Annotated in this window: 15 protein-coding genes and 1 pseudogene; 9 read left to right on the top strand and 7 right to left on the bottom strand. The window is 62.1% G+C overall.

Features of this window, described 5'->3' with window-relative positions; translation table 11 throughout:
- Nucleotides 1–54: 54 nt before the first annotated feature.
- From BLU39_RS25655 to BLU39_RS25640, 4 genes are all read left to right on the top strand, one after another.
- Nucleotides 55–384: a hypothetical protein gene (locus tag BLU39_RS25655; protein WP_139178488.1), complete on the top strand. Its 330-nt coding sequence runs from the start codon at nt 55–57 to the stop codon at nt 382–384.
- Nucleotides 385–453: 69 nt separating this feature from the next.
- Nucleotides 454–1,032, top strand: a complete 579-nt coding sequence (locus tag BLU39_RS25650; RefSeq protein ID WP_139178486.1) for a hypothetical protein — start codon at nt 454–456, stop codon at nt 1,030–1,032.
- Between the two features lie 193 nt (nt 1,033–1,225).
- Nucleotides 1,226–3,541 (top strand): T6SS effector phospholipase Tle3 domain-containing protein, encoded by a 2,316-nt coding sequence (locus BLU39_RS25645; RefSeq protein WP_092718624.1) that lies wholly within the window; start codon nt 1,226–1,228, stop codon nt 3,539–3,541.
- The gene (locus BLU39_RS25640; RefSeq protein WP_092718621.1) at nt 3,538–5,271 is read left to right on the top strand and encodes a type VI lipase adapter Tla3 domain-containing protein; all 1,734 of its coding nucleotides are present in this window, start codon (nt 3,538–3,540) and stop codon (nt 5,269–5,271) included. Before BLU39_RS25645 ends, BLU39_RS25640 begins: the two co-directional genes overlap by 4 nt.
- Here the strand turns inward: BLU39_RS25640 and pbpC are convergent, their stop codons facing one another.
- Together pbpC and BLU39_RS25630 are read right to left on the bottom strand one after the other, a co-directional pair.
- Nucleotides 5,272–7,368: a penicillin-binding protein 1C gene (gene pbpC, locus BLU39_RS25635; RefSeq protein WP_092718619.1), complete on the bottom strand. Its 2,097-nt coding sequence runs from the start codon at nt 7,366–7,368 to the stop codon at nt 5,272–5,274.
- Between the two features lie 17 nt (nt 7,369–7,385).
- Nucleotides 7,386–13,127 (bottom strand): alpha-2-macroglobulin family protein, encoded by a 5,742-nt coding sequence (locus BLU39_RS25630; protein WP_254789067.1) that lies wholly within the window; start codon nt 13,125–13,127, stop codon nt 7,386–7,388.
- A 471-nt stretch (nt 13,128–13,598) separates the two neighbouring features.
- On the opposite strand from BLU39_RS25630, the gene BLU39_RS25620 reads away from it, so the two are divergent.
- Both BLU39_RS25620 and BLU39_RS25615 read left to right on the top strand, forming a co-directional pair.
- On the top strand, nt 13,599–14,627 hold the full coding sequence (locus tag BLU39_RS25620) for an OmpA family protein (protein WP_092718613.1): 1,029 nt from the start codon (nt 13,599–13,601) through the stop codon (nt 14,625–14,627).
- A gap of 70 nt (nt 14,628–14,697) precedes the next feature.
- Nucleotides 14,698–15,645, top strand: a complete 948-nt coding sequence (locus tag BLU39_RS25615) for a YihY/virulence factor BrkB family protein (protein WP_092718610.1) — start codon at nt 14,698–14,700, stop codon at nt 15,643–15,645.
- Nucleotides 15,646–15,700: 55 nt separating this feature from the next.
- Here the strand turns inward: BLU39_RS25615 and BLU39_RS25610 are convergent, their stop codons facing one another.
- From BLU39_RS25610 to BLU39_RS25600, 3 genes are all read right to left on the bottom strand, one after another.
- Entirely contained in the window at nt 15,701–16,795 is a 1,095-nt protein-coding gene (locus BLU39_RS25610) for an AI-2E family transporter (RefSeq protein ID WP_092718851.1), read from the bottom strand.
- A gap of 177 nt (nt 16,796–16,972) precedes the next feature.
- Nucleotides 16,973–17,284, bottom strand: coding sequence for a BON domain-containing protein (locus tag BLU39_RS25605; RefSeq protein ID WP_034758914.1), 312 nt, complete (start codon nt 17,282–17,284; stop codon nt 16,973–16,975).
- Nucleotides 17,285–17,366: 82 nt separating this feature from the next.
- The gene (locus BLU39_RS25600; RefSeq protein WP_092718607.1) at nt 17,367–17,921 is read right to left on the bottom strand and encodes a hypothetical protein; all 555 of its coding nucleotides are present in this window, start codon (nt 17,919–17,921) and stop codon (nt 17,367–17,369) included.
- 254 nt (nt 17,922–18,175) lie between these two features.
- Between BLU39_RS25600 and BLU39_RS25595 the strand changes: the two genes are divergently transcribed.
- From BLU39_RS25595 to BLU39_RS25585, 3 genes are read left to right on the top strand one after another with little or no spacing between them, the layout of a single operon-like run.
- Nucleotides 18,176–18,622, top strand: a complete 447-nt coding sequence (locus BLU39_RS25595) for an outer membrane lipoprotein (protein WP_092718605.1) — start codon at nt 18,176–18,178, stop codon at nt 18,620–18,622.
- A 59-nt stretch (nt 18,623–18,681) separates the two neighbouring features.
- Nucleotides 18,682–18,834, top strand: coding sequence for a DUF3309 family protein (locus BLU39_RS25590; protein WP_010396415.1), 153 nt, complete (start codon nt 18,682–18,684; stop codon nt 18,832–18,834).
- A gap of 44 nt (nt 18,835–18,878) precedes the next feature.
- Nucleotides 18,879–19,181 carry a hypothetical protein gene (locus BLU39_RS25585; protein ID WP_092718602.1) on the top strand — a complete coding sequence of 101 codons (303 nt, stop codon included), beginning with the start codon at nt 18,879–18,881 and terminating at the stop codon, nt 19,179–19,181.
- Between the two features lie 61 nt (nt 19,182–19,242).
- Here the strand turns inward: BLU39_RS25585 and BLU39_RS25580 are convergent, their stop codons facing one another.
- Nucleotides 19,243–20,397 carry a patatin-like phospholipase family protein gene (locus BLU39_RS25580; protein WP_092718599.1) on the bottom strand — a complete coding sequence of 385 codons (1,155 nt, stop codon included), beginning with the start codon at nt 20,395–20,397 and terminating at the stop codon, nt 19,243–19,245.
- Nucleotides 20,398–20,493: 96 nt separating this feature from the next.
- A pseudogene (locus BLU39_RS28415) lies at nt 20,494–20,664 on the bottom strand (IS1595 family transposase); the annotation flags it as partial.

Genomic DNA, 20,664 nt, shown 5'->3' with positions numbered 1-20,664 from the left:
ATGTGACAATCTAGCCTCGACAGCAACTCCCAACTTTGACACAGGACACGCACCATGAAAACTCCCGCTCTCTTGCTGGCAGCCATCCTGATGACCATCGGCGGCGCCTGGGTGCAAGCCCAGTCGACGACGAACGTCAACCAGACGGGCAACCACACCAACAATGCCAACGATCCGGGCCAGCAATCGGATGCCTCCGACAAGCTCGACAACAAAGGCAAGCTGGTCCACGACGCCAAGCCCGCCAAGACCCGCACGGACAAACGCACTCGGCGCGGAAAACCGACGGCCAATCACGGGAACAAGCCACACAGCGGCGCGCCTACCGAGCCGCCAGCGTCGACGCCAGCGGTCCCCAGCATCCCCGTCGCCCCCACCAAATAAGTTCAGCACTGCGCCACCTTGCTTCCAGGCACGCTATCATCGCGCCTTTACAAGATAGCCAGGAAGACAATGAAAGCAGCATGGTTCGGGATGATGGCAGCAGGCGTTTTGGCGGCCGCGAGCGTACGGGCGGCGCCCACGGTGGGCGAGTGCATGGAATTGACGACGGGCATCAAGTTCAGCAAGAACAATGGCGATGCGCAAGTCAATGTCGAGGAAAACTTTGAAGGCAAGAAACAGAAGGGCACGCAGCTGATCCTCAACGGCGGCGTGCTGCTGGCCACGTCCTACCAGGACATCCGCGATGGCCAGGTATTCCTGACGGGCAACGTCCACTACAATGAAGACGGCACCGTGCGCAGCAAGAACGTCTACACGCCGCAGTCCGCCATCCCCGCCAACATGCGCCCCGGCCAGGAAGTGCGCGTGCAATTTTCGGACACGCAAACGAGCACCCACTACCCGCTGGCGGGCCAGTCCGACAAGATCACCACCTCCACGCGCACGGACGAGCGCAACTTCTCCATCACCTTCCTCGGCTGGGAACGCCTGGAGCTGGGCGGCCGCCGCTTCCCCGACGCCTGCAAGTTCGAACTGCGCGACGTGGGCGGAAAAAGCAAAGGAAAAAGCGGCGAATACGTATGGTAAGCGCAGGGTTTCGGCGTGATCATGACGGACAAGCTGGACAAGAATGGCGAGGTGCAGCCCGCGTATCGGATTGCGCTGACGAACATTATCAGCGCGCCATAAGACGGCCTTCTCTCCGCAATGCTTGCGTAAACGCAATTAATCTGCCGTCCCACTCCTCTACACTGAACTGTCTGGTCAGCATGGAGCGGCGATGGCGTATCCCAAACTTCCCTACACCAGCGGCAAGAGTACCGCCCTGCTCCATTGCGGCCGCCTCAACGACGCCATCGTGCGCATCCGGCCTGAACTGCCCGGCAACGTCATCGTCATCCATGGCGTGAACGACGTCGGCACCAGTTTCAGTGCCGTGGAAAAAGGGCTGTGCCAAGGCCTTGATGCGCGCATGTACGGAGGCGGCCATGTGTTCACCCCGGCCGCCTACCGCCTGCCGCAGGAGTCCGACAAGCATGAAACCATAGCCGATCCGGACGCCATCTTTTTCAAGCGCCAGCCTGATGACGCGACGTACAGCCCCGTGATCCCCTTTTACTGGGGCTTTCGCGAACAAGGCAACGCCTGCAAAGTGGTCAACGGACAGAACACGGACCGCTACGGCAACCGCCTGGACAAGGACATGTCGAAGAATGGCGGCCCGTTCGGCAACGCCACCAACACCCTGCCCGACATGTGGAACAAGGGACTGTTTTCACCCTACGATGTGGGCGGCGACCCCGTGCGCCCTTTGAAGACGGCGCCGGGGCGCATGTACATGGTGCTGGCCGCCAAGCGCCTGGCGGCCCTCATCGCCATGATCCGCGATTACGACAGCAACGATGTGGTCTCCATCGTCGCGCACAGCCAGGGATGCCTGATCTCGCTGCTGGCCCAAGCCTTTCTGCTCGACGAAGGCAAGCGGCCTGCCGACACCCTGATCCTCACGCATCCGCCCTACAGCCTGGTGGAAGACACGACCATGTTTTTCGGCGCGGCGGAATCGAGCCGCATCTTTGGCGGCGGCAGGGATGCGGCAATGGAAAGCCAGTACGACGCCATCGACAACCGCCAGACCCTGCATGCGCGCCTGCAAACCCTGGCGCAGATCGTCCAGGGCGTAGTGGCAAAAAAGCACGCCACACCCGCCTTTGCGCACATCCAGGATCACACCGTCTGCCATGGCATGGCGGGCGCGGCATGGCGCGCGGAAGCGGACCGCGACAACCGGGGCAAGGTCTACCTGTACTTTTGTCCTGAAGACATGACGGTGGCACTGGATAATATGCAAGGCATCGGCTGGCAGGGCATACCCGACCACATCGACGGTCATGGCCTGTCCAAAACCAAGGGCAAGACGGACAAAAGCATCTGGGGTGATGGCCCCACCTACTGGGACAAGGAATCCCAGCACCGACAGCCGCTGGCGGAACTGGGTAAGGGATTTTACCAGCGCGTCTTTACCAACAAGCAACGCCTTGACGCCGCTGGCAAAAACAATGGGCCTGTGCTGGTGGGCCAGCCGCCGCACGACTTCGCACTGAGGCTGGAAGGCGAGGACGACCATGCCCACGTAGCCGGCGCCAACCGGGGCCACCGTGGCAACCATGACGAGGTGCCATGGCCGCCCGTCAAACCCGGCAAATGGAATATCTTTTCCACGGAAGCGAGTCGCCGCGAAGGCTTGCGCACGATCAATGGCGAAGCGCTGCGCGTGCCCATGAAAGCCGTGCTGGACGGCGGCGAGATCCGCCCGGCGCAATTCCCCAAGGATTCCGACCAGGCCAAGCTGCCGCGCAGCCAGCAGGGACCGTGCGAGGAAGTCGATCCGATCGACGCGGCCATCGCAGTGACCAGCAAGAAAGGTTTGCGGATGCGCAAACAGGAAATCATCGCCGACCCGCGGCCGCTAAAGCACCGCATCCCCGAATACGGCGCCGGCATGTTCGGCGCTGGCGAGCGCGATCAGGTGGAAAAGGCCTTGAACCTGGGCAAGGAAGCGGGCGACCAATGCAAAATCGACCGCGTCTCGCGCCATCCGGGTGGCGGCGACAAGCTGCTTGTGAACCGCGAAGAAACCCCGAACGAGGCTCGCAAGCGCTGGCAGAACGAGGTCAGCCCCAAATCCTTCCACGGGGCCATCATCGGCAACGCAGAGAATCATCGCAACGTGACGGCGTATGACGTGGCCATCGGCGGGGGCAAGGCGAGCAGCGATCCGAAGTTTTACCAGTATTTGTGTGCGGTGGCGGATTGGCGGTTGAAAACAGATGACAAAATACCGCGCCCATCCATATTGAAATGGGATACCTTTGCAAAAAATTTCGCAGTCTACTTGTCTGTCGAACCGGCGGCACGTAAAGCGATCATCGTAGGTAATGCGCGCTATTACAGTTCAGGGGAGCTTCCCGCTTGCATTCCTGCCTTACATGCGGGCCTGCCTTCCACCGTTGTATGTGAAATAGTCAACGGCAGGCGCACCGAATCGGTCATCACGCCAGTCGTCCACAAGCCAAGCGACGATATCCCAAAATGAAAAGCAAATTTCCACGGTTGCGATATCCACTCGGTGCAGCCCTCATCGTCCTGACAGTGCTTGGGTCTTTGCTGATCAATCCATCACCTTTCTTATTGGAGCCCACAATGAGCAGCAAAATATGGTGGTACCTGCAATGGCTATTGCTCATCCCACCCGTTGTAGCTGCCACATTGCTCGGTTCTCGCTGGCTGCATTCGTCCAAGCCTGTGGCCGTCGCAAAACCACAAGTGCAACTGGCGACACCCACCGAGCAAGAGAAACGCGAGTATGTACTGGAAGTCATCGGCCTCGGCGTCACCTTGGACAGGTATCGCCAGGGCAAGCTTTGGGAAGCCCTACAAACTGGAAACGCTTATACCAGCATCCGCGAACAAGATAAGAAGAAATATCCATGGAGCAGCCTGGACAAAGCAGGCACCAGTGGGGGGCGTGCAGGCGACTCACTCGAAAATGGCGCGCTGAATACGCCAATGTATTTTGCCGTACCCATATTTAACGCCGAAGGCCCCATTGCAGATCCTGCGCTGCAAGATACACCACACTCGCCCATTATGGGTCTGGCAGGCAGCACCGCCTCTTCCGGCATGCACTGGCACCTATTTGTGGCGGGACCACGACGCTTCGAAGAACACCCAGAGCATATTCTAGAAAATGTTTTCGCATTTTTTGACGCCCATCCTGACGTACCATACATCATCTTGAATTCGCATGATGGCATGGAATCGCGCGATATCAATCGCAGTCCCAACACTCCCGAATTGCTCAAAGACGGCTACTACATCCCCGAAATGCCCGACGCCTCCGCCCTCTTCGTGCTGGCGCGTCGTGAACGCATCGACGCCGTGCGAAAGTTCGCTTACGAGGACGCCCCGCCAGAAGACAGCGTCGATGATTTGAATACCTACGGTGTAGCCCGGCGGCTGTATCTGGCGTACTATGAGTTGATGGGAACAGTGCCGCAGGCACACCTGGAAACCGATCCGACAGCCATCACCCGGCGCCAGCCCAGCATCGCCGAATGGCTCCCCGTGGCCGCGCAATTCGCGCAGCGCCCCGACATCCGTGACACCGGCACTTTCAGCATGGTCGACAGACTCAAGCACAAAACGTATCACCCACCAAAAGACTGGCAACCCACGCCCTGGTTTCCCCTGCCGTTCAACAAGGAGCAGCTGGCGCAGCTGGACCGCCTGCCCACCTTCGGCTTCATCCACAGGCCCACGTTTGTCAGGATGAAGGATGAACACGGCAAGCCGCTCACGCGACGCGACCAGCGCGAGCAAGCGTTGCAGGCAGGCTGGCAAGAAGCCTTGCGCAGCTTGCCGGAAACCGAGCGTCCCGCCGCGCCGACGCGCCTGATCGCTGCCACCGGCGGCAATCAGGCGCAGCTGCTTGCATTGCACAAGACCGTGCTGAAACATGCGGAAGATGGCGGCACGGAACTCGACAGCGGCAACACGGCGCAATGGATCGATACCGACCAGCGCCTGGGCAATACGGGCGCGGCCACCCTGTTCGTGCAGATGGCCATCGGCGTGATGGGCAGCTACCGCGATGGCGGGGTCAGCGCCGTGGTGAACTTGCGCAACAACGAGGAAGCGACCATCGTCCTGGTCAGCCCGCCGTCGGAAGAAAAACGCCGCACGCAAAAACATCCGCACGGCGGCGATGTATTGCGGCACTACGTCACGCCGGCCATCGACCCGGCGAATTATCCATCGAACTGATTATTTATCGTGTGCGGCAAGCTGCGCCAGCGCATTCCCCCGCACCTGGAACGCCACCTTGGCCACAGTTTTTCCAGCATCATCGACGAGGGCCAGCGCGTGCTTGCCCGGCACGGGGCGCCAGCTGATGCTTTCCGCCGCGCCGCCCAGGTCCTTGCCGTCGAGCACCCAGCGCAAGCCGTGGCTGCCTTGCGCCTGGAAGAACACGCGCTGCAGGGCGGGCGGGATGTCGGGGTCGATGGCGAGGATGCTGTCCTCGGCCGGATACACGATGGCGGGCGGCTTCACCGTGTCGCCCAGCACGGCGATGACGGGGCTTTCCGTGCCGGCAATAAACCATTCGCGGCGCGGCGCTTCCAGCGCGGGCTGGTAGGCCACCATCTGCTGCAGTACGCCTGGCGGGGCTTTCGGGGCATGGCTGGGAACGTTCTTGTGCAGGTAATCCATCACGTCGCGCCACACGGGCGCGGCGCCCGTCACGCCCGACACGTCCCACATGGGCTTGCCGTCAAAGTTGCCCACCCACACGCCCACCGTGTAGCGCGCCGAATAGCCCATGCACCAGTTGTCGCGCATGTCCTTGCTCGTGCCCGTCTTGACGGCGCTCCAGAAATTCGTCCCCAGCTCATTGCGCAAGCCAAACGTCATGCTGCGCGCGGCACGGTCGGCCAGGATGTCGCCCACGATGAAGGCGGCGCCCGGCTCCATCACGCGGCGTTTATCCTTGCCAGCCTGTCCCGGCTGCAGGCTGGCCGTGCTGTACAGCCCGCCATTGGCCAGCGCGCGGTAGGCGTTGGCCAGTTCCAGCAAGGTCACTTCAGACGAGCCCAGCGCCAGCGACGGGCCATAGTATTCGGCCGGTTCCGTCAGGCTGGACAGGCCCACGTCCTTGAGACGGTTGTAAAAGCCGTCCTGTCCCGTCAGCAGCACCGTGCGCACGGCGGGAATGTTGAGGGAGCTGGCCAGGCTGGTGCGGGCGCTGACGTATCCCTTGAAATTGCGGTCATAGTTTTGCGGCGCATACATGCCGGACGCCGTGGCGACGTCGAGCGGCGAGTCGTCCATGACGGACGCGGCCGTCATCAGCCGGCGCTCGATAGCCAGTTCATACAGAAATGGTTTCAGGGTGGAACCGGCCTGGCGCAGGGCCGTCACGCCATCGACGTGGCTGCCGCCCGCATTGCCGACATACGAGAGAATCTCGCCGCTGCGGTTGTCCAGCACGATGATGGCGCCATCGTTGACATTGCGCTCGCGCAAGGAGGCCAGTTGCTGGCGCAGGTTTTCTTGCGCGAAACGCTGCAGGGGACCATCGAGCGTGCTGGCGACCTGCGCGCCCGGCTGCTTCAACAACTGCTGCGCCACTTGCGGCGCCGGCGCCAGTTCCGCATACAACGCATTGCGCTGCAGGGCCGTCTGCACGCGCTGGCCGATCAGCTGGCAACTGCTGTCCATGCGCCACTCTTTCGCCAGCGCGCAGGCGCGGCGCGACACGATGGCCGGCGCCGCGTTCGGCGCGCGCACGAGGCTGGCCAGAATGATGGCGTCCGTCTGGTTCAGGCCGGACGGCGCCTTGCCGAACAGGCTGTACGAGGCGGAGGCGATGCCTTGCAGCTCGCCGCGGAACGACACGAGATTCAAATACGCTTCGAAAATCTGCGCCTTGCTCCAGCTGTCCTCGATGGCTTGCGCCGCGCGCATCTGGTCCCATTTCTGGCGCAGGCTGCGTCCTCCCGACGACGCCTGCAAGTCCACGTCCAGCTGGCCCGCCAGCTGCATGGTGATGGTCGACGCGCCCCGGGCTTTCTTGGAAAACAGGTTGTCCCAGGCGGCCGTGGCCAACGCGGACACATCCACGCCGCCATGGCGCATGAAGCGCTGGTCTTCCGCCAGCAGCACGGCCTGCTGCACGGCAGGCGAGATGTCGGCCAGCGGCACCCACGGCAGACGCCGCACTTTCATGTCCACGCGCAAGGATTGCAGCGGTGCGCCGCTGCGGTCCAGCAACTGCGCTTCCGAACTGCGGTAGGCGGCCTGCACCTGGGCTGGCGTCGGGACAGTCTCGGCGAAGACCGGACTGGCCAGCAGGCAGCCCATCAGTAAAACCTTACCTTTCACTGCGCCACCTTCACATTTGCGTTCGGCGACTCGCCAAACATTTCGGGCGAATACATGGCTTCGATGCGCGTGGCTGGCAGGCTGAAGTCGCCGGCATTGTTCAGGCGCACCGTGTATTCCACGCTCCAGTTACCCTTCGGCACGAACGCGTAATACGCACGGAAGGCGTCGAAAGCCCGTTCCTCGAAGGTAGGCCAGACCCAGCCCGTGGATTTCTCGCCGGCCGTCATCAGCTGTGAATCGCGGCCCAGGCCCTTGCCCAGCACCGTGGCGCTGGCCGGAATCGGGTCGTCGACCACCACCCAGCTCATGTCCGCCTGCGCCGACAAGTCCAGGCGCACACGGTAGACGTCGCCACGCGACCACTGGCCAGTGGTCTTCTGCTCCACTGGCGTAATCGTTTTCTTGATCGTGTAGCCGCTGGAAACGGGCGCCGTCAGCGGGATGGCCGCCAGGCTTTGCACGGTGGCCCAAGGCTTGCCCGTGCCGCTGTGCGCCAGGCCCAGGGTATCCGTGCCTTTCGGCCACGCCTGCAGCAAGGGTCCCACTTTCGCCGCGCCATTCCACACAAGCGCTTGCGTATCGCCGCCCAGCTTGACGGCGCTGGCGCCCGTCACGGGGGTGGATTCGAACTTGGCCGAGAATTTATTGATGGCCAGGGTGCCCCAGGCGTTGGCCACCGTCGTATCCCAGCGGCCCTTCTTCTGGCGGCCCATGCTGCCGCGCACGAGGCGGCCGATGTCGTCTTTCCACGCCGGATTGTCCATCACGGCCAGCAGCAGGCGATTGGCGTTGACGTCGCCGGACACCATCAGCCACCACCAGTTATCCTTGCGCTCGGTGGAAAATCCCATGGTCGTGCCCTGGAAGTTCAGGCGCGAACGCAAGATCTGCTGCGCCTCGGCCAGCAGCACGTCGCGGCGCGCCAGGCCTGGCGTGCGTTGCAGCAACAGGCTCCAGTCGATGACGGCGGAAGTCGGCCACAGGTTCGGATTGATGCTGATGCTCTCCAGGGCATCGGGCGGCACCTTGTTGGAACGCGACAGCGCTTCCAGGGCGGCAAGTTTACGCACGGCCAGGTCCGTCGTATCCAGCGCGGAACGCCGCACGATGCGGCCCTGCACGAAAGCCGTCAAGGCTGCTTCCATGCGGTTTTTCGTCTGTTCCGGAATCGCATAGCCCGCTTCTTTTGTTGCCGACAGCACGTAGGCCGTCAAGCTGTCGCTGCCCTGTTCCATGATGGGGAAATATTTCAGCATGCCGTCACCGTCGAGGTAGGCGGGCAGGCTGGCGGCCAGCTTGTTCCACGCCTCCTCGTCTTGCAAGGCAATGGCTTTCGACGTGTTTTGCTCGAAGCAGGTGTACGGATACGCGGCCATGTACTCGCGCACGCCGGGCAACTCACCACCGAGCTTGGCGACAAAGCTGGTCTGGATGCCGCCCCGGCCCGGCAAGGCGCCGGCCGGCATGTGCACGGACATATTGACGGGCTTGTCAACTTGCTGCAAGGTGGCCTGGTACATGCGCACGGGCGTGGCCTGGCCCACCTTTTGCGTGATTTTCAGTTTATCGGTATGGTTGCCCGCTTTCGCAGCGACCTCCCACACAATCTGTTGCGCACCCAGCGGCACCTGGTAATCCCAGCCTACTTCGCGCGCTTCGCCGGCCGTCAGGGTCAAGCTCTGGCGCGGCAAGGCCTTGCCGGCCGCCGTGGCATTGAGGTCCACACTCAAGGCTGCGGCCGAGGTGTTGCGCACGGTGAAGCCTGCGCGCAACTGGTCGCCTTCGCGCACGAGGGTCGGCAAGCCCGACATCAGTATCAGGTCTTGCGAACTGCGGATATCCGTGCTGCCCGTGCCAAACAATTCCTTGCCCGCGCTGGCGATGGCGACGATGCGGAACGCCGTCAGTGAATCGTTGAGCGGAACCTGCATGGTTGCCTCGCCCTTGGCGTCAAGCTTGACCGTGCCTTTCCAGAACAGCAAAGTGTCGAACAGTTCGCGACTGGCGCCCTTGCCGCCACCACCGCCGGCCGGGAAAGCCTTGCGGCCGAAGTGGCGCTTGCCGATCACCTGCATCTGCGCCGTCGCCGTTTCCACCTGCAGACTGCGCTGGGCCATCATGGTGTCGAGCAGCTTCCAGCTATCGTTGGGCATCAGTTCCAGCAGCCCCGTGTCGACGGCCGCCAGCGCCACTTCGGCGCCGGCCGGCAACGGTTTCCCGTCGGCACGGCGCACGCGCACGGAAACCTCCGCCTTGTCGCGCGTCTTGTACACCTCCTTGTCGGACACCACCATCACGTTCAGTTCATGCGCCTGCCACCCCACGTTCAGCGGCGCGATGCCCATCTTGTAGGCCGGCTTGCCCAAGTCGACCAGGGCCGTCGGCTGCACGCCGTCCACCCTGCCCCGCACGACGAACACGGACACGTACGCATTCGGCGCATAGTTCGGTTTGACCGGAATATTCACCACCGGTTCCCGGCCATTGAGCTGGCGCACATAGGTGTCGAGGATGCCTTCGCGCTCGACCGTAATCAAGGCCGTGCCCGAGCGGAACGGCATGCGTACTTGCAAGCTTGCTTCCTGGCCCGGTTCATAGCGTTTCTTTTCCGGCAGTAAGTCAATGCGGTCATTGTCGCTGACATTGAACCACCAGTCACCGCTGCCGGCCACCCAGGTTTCGCGGTTGGCGACGGCCGCGTTGCCGGATGCATCCTGCGTGCTGGCGCGCAAAATCAGATTGCCGCTGGCGGGCGCCTTCACGTCGCACATCAACAAGCCCTTGCCGTCCGTCTTGCCTGAACACGCCGGACCCAGCTTGACCACTTCGCTGCTGTTTTCATAGGCATAAAAGCCGCCGATCAGCCGCCGGCGGTGCGAATAGCTGTTGCGCTGGAAGAAGTCGACGGCGACCGGGGCGTTCGCCACGGGCTTGCCATTGGTGCCCAGCACGGCCACCGTGAACTTGAAGGCATCCTTGCTCAAGGCCCAGGCGTCGGGCTTGATGCCGATCACATAGTTCGATGGCCACAGCGGTACGCGCGTGGCCACGGAAGCCGTCTCGCCATTCGCATCCTGGAACGCCATTTCCGCCACCAGGTCGCGCGGTGTGGACAGCTGCGGCAACTGGTCGATGACGATGCGCGCGCCGCCCGCCTTGTCCAGGGTCAAGCTTTGCGTGCGTGCGGCCGCCGCGCCGGGGCCACCCGCGCCATGGCCTTCATCCTGCCACTCGCCTTCATCGTCGTCGTAGCCGGTGCCCTGCTTCACCAGGCCTTCCTTCACGTCGCCATTGCTGAAGCTGTATTCGGGATAGTCGGCAAACGTCACGCTCTTGTCTTGCAGCACCGTGCGCAGCTTGACGGGCGCGTTGGTGGCCGCGCCGCCGGCCAGGTAGGTGATCTGCGCATCGAGGGCCAGCTGTTTCGCCTGCACGGCAGGCGCTTTCGGGCCTTGCAGCACGGCTTTCATGGTGGGCACGCGGAACGCTTCCACGCGGAAGCTGCCGGACGGGCGGCCCGCCATCGTCACGCTGTACTCGCCCTGCTTGGCGTCGGCGGGAATGAGCCAGTCGCTTTCCGCCGTGCCGCTGGCCGACCAGCGCAGCGGCAATTGATAGTTCTGGTCGCTGCCCTGGTGCGTGATGACAACGGAGGTGGCGCTGCCGGGACCGTTGTTCTTGTCGACCAGGCTCATGCCCTCGCCCGTGTGCTTGCGGATGAAATGCTTCATGTGCACGGTTTCGCCGGCGCGCAGCAAGGTGCGGTCGAATACCGTGGCCAGCAGAGTGTTGTCGGCGCGCGTGTCGTCCGTGGGTAAGTTGAATCGCCACGCTTCGATGCCGCCCACCCAGTCCGACAGGGTGAACGTCATGTCGCCGCCGCTGCGCGCACTGATAAAGTAGCGGCCATTGTTCTTGCAGCTGGAATTGGCCAGCTCGCCGGGGATATGCGCCACGCCGTCCGCGCCCGTGGCGCCTTGCCACAGCAGCTTGCCGGCGCAGTCGCGCACGGCTACTTGCGCTTTCGCAACAGGCGCGCCCTTGTCGAGCGACGTCACCCACACGAGCGACGATTGCGCGCCATGCTTGAAGTGGGCGGCCAGATTCGTCACCAGCGCGGCCGTGCGGATGTAGGCCGTCGTCGGTTTGCCCAGCAGCACCTTGCCAAGGATGGGGCTGGCCAGCTCGACCACGTAAAAGCCCGGTTTCAGCAAAGGGATGCCGATCACTTCAAAGGTTTTCTTGCCATCGGGGCGCGGCAGGCTGATGGGGCGCGTACCGGACGCGCCCGCCAGCACGGATTTGCTCATGTTGCCCGCATATTGGGCGTACGGCTGCCAGTATTCGCCCCCGTCGCCATTGCCGGCCAGGCGCTGCATCCATTCGATGATGAACTTGTCGTCATTGTCGGGCACGCGCAAGGTGGCGCCCGTGGCGGCAGCGGATGGCTGGGCGATTTCCTTGCCCGACAGCACGGGCTCGATATTGCGCACGGTGACGGGCAGCAAGCCATCGCCCTTCGCTTCGATGATGCCGAACGGGGCCGGGAATTTCAGCAGCGGCGGCTGTTCGCCCGTGCGCACCGTCATCGGGAAGCGCGCGCGGTTGAGCAAGGCGCGGCCCGCGTCATCCGTCAGCTTCGGCGGCAGATTCAAGACAAAACTGGTTTGCACGGGGAAGGGGCCGTTGAAGGCGGCGCCGTACAGGAATTCCGCCTTTTCTTCCTCTTTTGAAATCGTCGGCGCATACGTCTTGCCGCCTCCCCGCAAGGTCATGGCGCGCACCAGCGACGCCTTCACGGGCGCGGAAAACTGCACGCGCATGGGCAGGAAGGGGATGCATTGCTCCTTCGGATTGCTGCGCTCGCAACTGAACTTGGCCGTGAAATCGGGACGCGTCTTGAACTGCAGGGTTTGCGCCTTGTCCGTGGCAATGCCGCTGGCGCTGGCGATGCCTTCGCCCCACACGAGCGACACCTTGGCATTGGCGGGAAAGCTGCGCTTGCATTGCAGCACGGTGACGGGCAGCGGCGGCGCGCCCTTGCTGGCGACGGGCATGCCCACTTTCCACACGATGCCCCGCTTCTTGAAATACACGGTCAGATAGCGGTCGAGGAAGCTCTTGCGCAGGGTCAAAACCTGCTCCAGCTCCTTGCCTTTGAGCAGGCGCACGGGAATCTTTTCATTGATGCCATCGGCGCGGCAATACGCGTTCGCGGCCACGCTGGCCTCGTTCGGCGCGGCGTCCAGGCCCAGCACGAAGATCTGGTTTTCATCGATGTAGGGCTGGCCGTCATACGGTACGGCCTCGACGATGGCCGGGCCGCCCGTGGAAAAGCGGTACGAAGCCGTCCCCTGCAAGGCCTGGCCCGCCTGGTCCTTCAGCCCCGGCTTCAGGGTAAAGCTGCAGGCCACGCCGGCCGGCAAGTCGCGCTCGAAATCGAAGTTCCAGTTGCGCTCGTCGGCCCAGCGCCCCGCTCCCGCCACGACGCCAGGCTCGGCCTTGCCGCAATCGATGGCGAACGGTGCGGGCAAGCCCATGTCGCCGAACGGCACCATCGGCGTGGCGAACTGGGCCCGCACCTGGCGTACGGCCTTGACCGTGCCGCTCGGCGAAAACACGGACACGCCGCTATCGGCCCAGACCGGCGCCGCCATACCCAGCGACAGCAGCAGGCACAGCTGCCCCAGTTTGCCAGGCAGCGGGGAAGAAAAAACACGGGACAGGTCAGGCACGGGTAACTCCTTGATGAAAAGTGGCGGAGCTGGCTGCGGCGTGCAAGAGTTGCCTTGAGGAAGCCCTATATGGCAACAGAACGCGGCAGGAATACAACATCAATGTAATATTAGTTATCAAGCTCATCATTGTTGCTAATATACAGTGGCATGCAGGTAAGAAGTCGTACGATTGCCTCTTGTCGCGGCGCCAGAAAGTGGCCGTGCTTGTAAAAGTTTCACCGAGCAAATTAGTTTTTTTCAACAGCAAAGCCTTTGTAGTGAATCTGCAACACCATTGATATACCGCAATGCTTTGTGCGCCAGCGCACCGACCAGCTGAACCTGCAACCGTATTCTCTAGTCCAACAGCAGTGCATTTATCGCAAGAATGCGCACCTGGAAGTGTGGTCTATCTCTAGCAATAGCACGTGTAGCAAGAAGTGTTTTGATGCCGTAGAGAAAATCTCTTATTAACGTTGGGAGTTACTTGTGAATAATCTAAAAAAAATCGCCGTTGCCGCCGCAGTCTTGTGCTCCGCCCTCGGCGCACAGGCCCAGGAAATCAATCCCTCCTGGTATATTCAACCTAGCATCAACGCACTCAAGCCAGATTCCGACTTCGCCACGGATAAAACCGGCTATGGTGCAGGCTTGCGCTTCGGTAAGCCTGTTTCCCAGGACTGGGATATCCAGCTGGGCACCACGTATGCCCGTTCCAAGGATGGCGGCCAGCGCTACCAGCAGAACACGCTGGGCGTAGACGGCTTGTACATGTTCTCGCGCAAAGCCTTCCGTCCCTTCCTGCTGGTCGGTGCCGGCATGCAGCGCGACAAGGACACCAGCTTCGCCTTCGGTGAGCGCACAAAAAGCTCGCCATACGCCAGCGTTGGCCTGGGTTTCCAGTCCAGCATCACGGAGCAATTGTCCATCCAGGCTGACGTGCGCAATGTGCACGGTTTCCTGCGCGGCAATACCTTCGACCCGAGCAGCAAGTCCAACAACTACTATTTCACCGTGGGCCTGAACTACGCGTTCGACAAACCAGCTGCACCGCCGCCACCACCGCCACCGCCGCCAGTGCGTGAAGAAGTCGTCGTGGTCGTGCCACCACCGCCACCGCCACCACCGCCAGCACGCTTTGAAAAAGTGACGATGTCGGCAACGGAACTGTTCGCGTTCGACAGCGCCAAGCTGGGCCCGACACAGACCAAGCTCGACGAAATCGCCCGCGTGCTGAACGCGGCGCCTGACGTCAACAACGTCGTCATCAGTGGTTATGCCGACCGCATCGGTTCGCCCAAGTACAATCTGAAACTGTCGCAGCAGCGCGCTGATGCAGTCAAGGAATACCTGGTCGCCCACGGTGTTGCCGCCAACCGCTTGACGGCCGAAGGCAAGGGTTCCACGAATCCTGTCGTCACCTGCAACAACAAGAAACGTGCCGACCTGATCAAGTGCCTGGAACCAAACCGCCGCGTTGAAGTGGAACAAATCACCATCGAACGCCGCGTGCAGTAAGCTGAACAGTGGTACGCCACTTGTGAATTAAAAAAAGGGGCTCGCGCCCCTTTTTGCATTGAAAGCCATCATGAATTTCTCTACCCGCTATCCCAAACTGGCCGGCCTGGCGCCGCTCAGCAAGCAGATGCGCAGTGTCATCGTCTGCTCCGTCACCGAATGGCTGGAACACCGCGCTTCGAGCAAGGGCGCCGCCCTCGCCTATTACACCCTGTTTTCCATCGCCCCCATCCTCGTGCTCGTCATCGCCATCGCCGGCTTTTTCTATGGCCCGGCCGCCGCGCGCGGCGAGCTGATGGGGCAGCTGCAAGGCTTGCTGGGCACGCAGGGCGCGGAAGCCATCCAGCTGGTGCTGGCCGGCGCGAAGAACCATGAACAGGGCCGCATCGCCACCCTCATCGCCAGCGCCCTGCTGCTGTTTGGCGCCACCAGCGTGTTTGCCGAACTGAAAGCGAGTCTCGATGAAATCTGGCAAGTGCCGCCACTGAAGGAAGCGGGTGCCTGGGACATGCTGCGCACGCGCCTGCTGTCCTTCGGCCTGGTGCTGGTGCTGGCCTTTCTGCTGATGGTGTCGCTGGTGGTCAATGCGGCCATGGCCATCCTCGCCAACTTCTGGGAAGGCGTGTGGAAGGACACGGCCGTGCTGTTTACCATCCTGTCGAACCTGATCGGCTTTGCCGTCATCGCCAGCCTGTTTGCCGTCATCTATAAAATGCTGCCGCGCGTGCGCCTGTCCTGGCGCGACGTGCTGATCGGCGCCATCGGTACAGCCTTCATGTTTTCACTGGGGAAATATGCGATTGGCGTGTATATCGGCAATAGCGGCGTGGCCAGCAGTTATGGCGCAGCCGGGTCCCTGGTGGCCCTGCTGCTATGGGTATATTACTCGGCGCAAATCTTCTTCCTGGGCGCCGAATTCACGCGTCAGTTCGCCTTGCAGCTGGGCAGCATGAAGGACATGCCGAAGACGGAAGACGGCGACGTGCAAGTCAAGATACTGAAACGCCACCAGTCGTAAGCAGTCTGCACGCAACAACGGCGCCCGCGGGCGCCGTTTTTTATGAAGCTTCAACTTACTCGCCCAGCAGTTCCGCCACCACTTCCATGCCTTGCACGCGTTCGGCCACGACTTTCACGATGACGATGATGGGCACGCCCAGCAGCAGGCCCCAGACGCCCCACAGCCAGCCCCAGAACAGCAGGCTGATGAACACGGCCGTGGGATTCATGCGGGCGATGCGCCCCGTCATCCACGTGGTGACAAACGTGCCGACCAGGGTAGCGATGGCCATCGACGTGCCCGTCACCAGCAAGACCATTTCCAGCGATTCGAACTGCAAGAAGGCGACGAGGCCCGTGGCGATGGTGATGAGCAAGGGGCCGAAATACGGCATGATGTGCAGCAAACCGGCCACGATGGCCCATGCGCCCGCGTTTTCCAGGCCGATCACGCGCAGGGCGATCCACATCAGCACGGCCAGCAAGACATTCGTGACGAGCAGCATGAACATATAGTTCTGGATCGAGGTATTAATGTCTTCCAGGATATGTACGGTGACCTTCTTGCGGCTCAGTGACGGTCCCGTCAGCTTGACGAGCTTGCGCTTGAAGGTATCTCCCGACAGCAGCAGGAAAAACACGAGGAAGATGACCATGGTGGCCTGGCTGACAAAGCCCACCAGGCCCAGCGAACCGGCCCAGACCCAGTCCATGATCTTGAAATTGGGACCGTCGGATGCCGCCGCCGCGCGGCGCGTGTTGCGGCGCGCTTCGGCGCCGGCGGCCACTTGCTCGATTTCATTGGCCACGGCCTGCATCTTCTGGAAGGTGCTGTTCTTGCCGCCCGTATTGGCGGCGATCAGCCGCGACAGTTTGTGCGTGGCGGCCGGCAACTCTTCAACGATGGATTCGAATTCGCCCTGCACGCGCTCGACCACCACGATGGAGCCGAACAGGATCAGGGCCGTGACGGCCGTGGCGCCGATGGCGCGCGGCAGACGCAGCTTTTCCAGCCAGGCGACGACGGGATTGAGGGTATAGGCAATGAAAATGCCGAAGATGACGGGAATGAGGAATTTCTGTGCCCACTGCAGCGCATAAATGAAGCTGACGGTGGCGATGATGCCCAGCGCCATGCCACGTGCATTGACGTGCAGCGGCAAACGCAGGGATGCGTCTGGCTGCTCCACGGGCGCGCCGGGAGGTGGCCCGGCAGGCTCGGTGGAGACAGCCGCCACCGGCTCGGGCGGGGTATCTGTAGGCTGGATGTGCATGCGATTCCCGCGACGGTCGGTGGTGGGCCGCAGAGCCAGCCGTGGGGCTGGCCGCTGCGGCGGGTCAGGCCATTACTTGACGCGGATGTCGTTTTTCACCGACTTCACGCCCTTGACGCCACGGGCAACTTCACCCGCTTTGGCGGCATCGGCTGGCTGGGCAACGAAGCCGCTCAGCTGAACCACGCCCTTGAAGGTTTCCACGTTGATTTCCGTCGATTTCAGGGTAGGCTCGTTGAAGATGCTGGCTTTCACCTTGGTGGTGATCGCGGCGTCGTCGATGTACTCGCCCGTGCCTTCCTTGGTTGGGGTCGAAGCGCAGCCTGCAACGGCGAACAGGGAAGCGACGAAAAGGCCGGTAGCGATAGATTTAGTGAATTTCATGGTTTTTTCCTTAGGAGTGGTCAATCAATGTGCTCACAATGAGCTTCTTATACCAGTGTGGTGACTGCGCGCCGGATGGAGCTCAGTAGCCAAACTGGGTTTTTGCAGCCTTGATACAGTCATCCTTGGCTGCGCCGGCTAATGCATCGCATTTTTCTGTCGCGACCTTGTACTCGGCTTTTCTTTTTGCTTCACGCGCATCGCTGCGCGCTTCGATGACTTTCTTGTCCGCCTTGGCGTCGGCCAGGGCCGCCACCTTGGTGGACTTGGCCAGCTTGACGCAGACATCCTTGTCGTTGCCCGTCAGCGCATTGCAGCGCGCCAGGTCGACGTCGTAATTGGCATCGGCAATCTTGATGCGCGCCTTGGTGTAGGCACGCAGGGTGTTCGTGTATTGCGCCTGCGCCACGGCTTCATCGTAGGTGCGCACGGCTTTCGCTTCGGCGATGCAGACATCCTTCGGGTTGCCCGTGATTTTTTCGCACTCGGCATGCGCCAGCTTGTAGTTCAGGGCCGCCTGCTCATTGGCGGCCTTGTAGGCTGCTTTCGCTTCCGGCGTGGCGGCCGCTGCCTGGCCGCCCCAGGCGGCACATGCGAGGCTGACGACGACGGCGGTGAAGAGCTTGTTCTTGTTCATATATTTTCTCCCTGGTGTTACCAAGCATGTCTGCTTGGCATGACTACCGTTTTACGTGGATCGCCCCCATTCTTCTGTACGCTGCCGTACACAAGCAATTTATTTTGAAACAAGCAGGCACGCAGGAAGAAATAACAACATTTGTGCGGGACCCAACCGCGCTGGCAGCGAATAAGTACGTGCGGCAGCGTACAGACCGGAAACGGGGGCCTGACTAAGATGGCATGACACCCTTACCTCGTCAGGAGAATAAAATGAAAACCAACGCCACCTTGGCTGCACTGATGCTCGCCGCCACCGCCGTACTCAGCGGTTGCGCCACAGGCCCTTCCCAATCACAACAATATTACCCGGCCAATCAGCCTGAGTCCGCCATGTATGGCACCGTCGATTCCATCCAGATCGTGCAAGGCGGCGGCCAAACGAGCGGCGCAGGCGCCGTGGTGGGCGGCATCGCCGGCGCACTGCTGGGCAATACCATCGGCTCGGGCAGCGGCCGCACGGCCGCCACCGTGGCGGGCGCCGTCGCCGGCGGCGTCGTGGGCAACCAGGTAGAAGGCCGCAGGCAGCAGGCGCAGGCTTACCAGATCAGCGTGCGCCTCGACAACGGCGAATACCGCACCGTGGTGCAGGACAACGCGAATGATTTGCGCCCGGGTAACCGCGTGCGCGTCGTCGACGGCCGCGTCTACCGCTATTAATCCCCTGGCCGCGCTTGCCCGCAAGCCCGCGCCGGACCATGCACCAACAAGGAGATACCATGGGCACCATCATTCTGATCATCTTGATCCTGGCCCTGGTCGGCGTCCTGCCTACCTGGCCGCACAGCCGCAACTGGGGTTACGGCCCCAGCGGCATCGCCGGCCTCGTCGTAGTGATACTGATCCTGCTATTACTGACGGGCAGGTTGTAAAAAAAGGCGCTACGGCGCCTTTTTTATTTCAAGGAGGAAATATCATGACCATCCACAACACACTCTTGGCCACCCTGCTCGCCTGCAGCGTGGCGCCGCTGGCACTGGCCCAGACAGCCACGCCACAGCCGGGCGACCCGCAGCGCTGGTACCAGGAAGACAGCACGGCGCAAGCCCAGCTGCGCACCCTGCGCAAGGAAATCGCCGCCGCCCTGGCCGAGGCCAGGAAAGCCTGCCGTACGGAACCGTCCGCCACGCGCGCCACCTGCCTGAAGGACGCGCAAGACACGTACCGGCAAGACATGGCGAACGCGGAAAAACTGCGTGTGGCGGCCCATCCGCAGTGATGCAGGGATGCTGTTGCAACGCCTGGCAAAACCGTCGCGCAGCAGGTTTTGACAGCCGTCACTAAGCGGCGTCGCGTTCGTATGGCGGCAATTCGTGCACCACGAGCGGCGTGTCTTCCGTGACAAAGGCGAGCCAGCCGGCCGCCTTGATCGCGCGCAAGCCATCCTGGTAGCCCTGCTCCCAGCGCCATTCGATGGAGCCCTTGGAGAAATTGATGTCCTTGGCCGCCATGTGCCAATCGCGCCCCGCATACGGCAGGCGCACGATGTGCATGGTGCTGTCGCAGCCCAGCGCTACCAGCTCTTCCGTCTGCTGGCGGTTGTGCTTGGTGTCGGGCAGGTTGGCGTACAGTTCGCGCAATTTGCGCTGCAAGGTGTGCGTGCTGACGTAATCGGCGATGTGCCGCTTCGAGCGCGACGCGAAAGTGACGTCCTTTTGCCGCGTCTGCACCTCGTCGAGCGTGGTCGGTTCCGGTCCTTCCGAGCTCCACAGGTCCACCATGAAGACCAGGGTGTCGACGTGAGGCGTGTCGTCGAGCACGGTTTCCAGCGGCGTGTTCGAATACAGGCCGCCATCCCAATATAGATCGCCATCGACGCGCACGCCGGCAAAGCCGGGCGGCAAGGCGCCGCTGGCGCGGATATGATCGGCCGTCAGGGGCTGCTGCTGGCTGTCGAAACTGGTCAAGCTGCCGCATTTGACGCGCAGCGCGTTGACCGTCAGGCGCATGCCGCCGGGCTCGTTCAGGTAATCGAAATCGACCAGTTCCTCGAGGGTGCTGGCCAGCTCGCTGGTATCGTAAAAACTGGCCTCTTCCGGCTTGACGGCGATTCCGGCAGGAAACAGGCTGAAAGTGCGCGGCTTGAAGAAGCCTGGCACGCCGCGCAGCACGGTATCGAGCGTGGCCAGCCAGATGTTCGAGCGGCGCTGCTGGTCCGATACGAGGTTCATGTCGACGCTGTCGCGGTGCTCCACACGCTGCCAGAACTGTTTTAAACGCACGAGCCTGTCCTCGTGCTTGTTGCCAGCCAGAATGGCCGCATTGATGGCGCCGATCGAGGTGCCCACCACCCAGTCGGGGACCAGGCCATGTTCATGGAGCGCGTGGTAGACGCCGGCCTGGTAGGCGCCCAGTGCGCCACCGCCCTGCAGCACCAGCACGATGCGCAGGCGCGAGGGATTTAACTGATTGATCGGTGTCTTCGAATTCGTCATCAAGATGGCCCTCTGTCCGCCGCGCGGGTGCGGCGTGAATCATTGTAAGGGATTGCGCCTGTCTGCGCCGGACGTTGGGTACGGGCAAAAAAAAGGCTATGTCACCGTCAGATGTGGGAATGCGCCCAATGTTGCCTTCAATAACGTTTCGGGTGAGCGGATACGCCTGGCATCGAGGATCCAGCGCCATCCCAGGTAGTTCGGCAGATAGCGCGTCGCCACGCCGTGAAACGGGCCCAGCCATTGTCGCAATCGGCTGTGATAGGC

It is taken from the genome of Janthinobacterium sp. OK676, from assembly GCF_900103595.1.
In the GTDB taxonomy this organism is placed as follows: Bacteria; Pseudomonadota; Gammaproteobacteria; order Burkholderiales; family Burkholderiaceae_D; genus Janthinobacterium.
The sequence above is the reverse complement of the archived record's forward strand: the minus strand, read 5'-3'. Positions and strand labels throughout refer to the sequence as shown.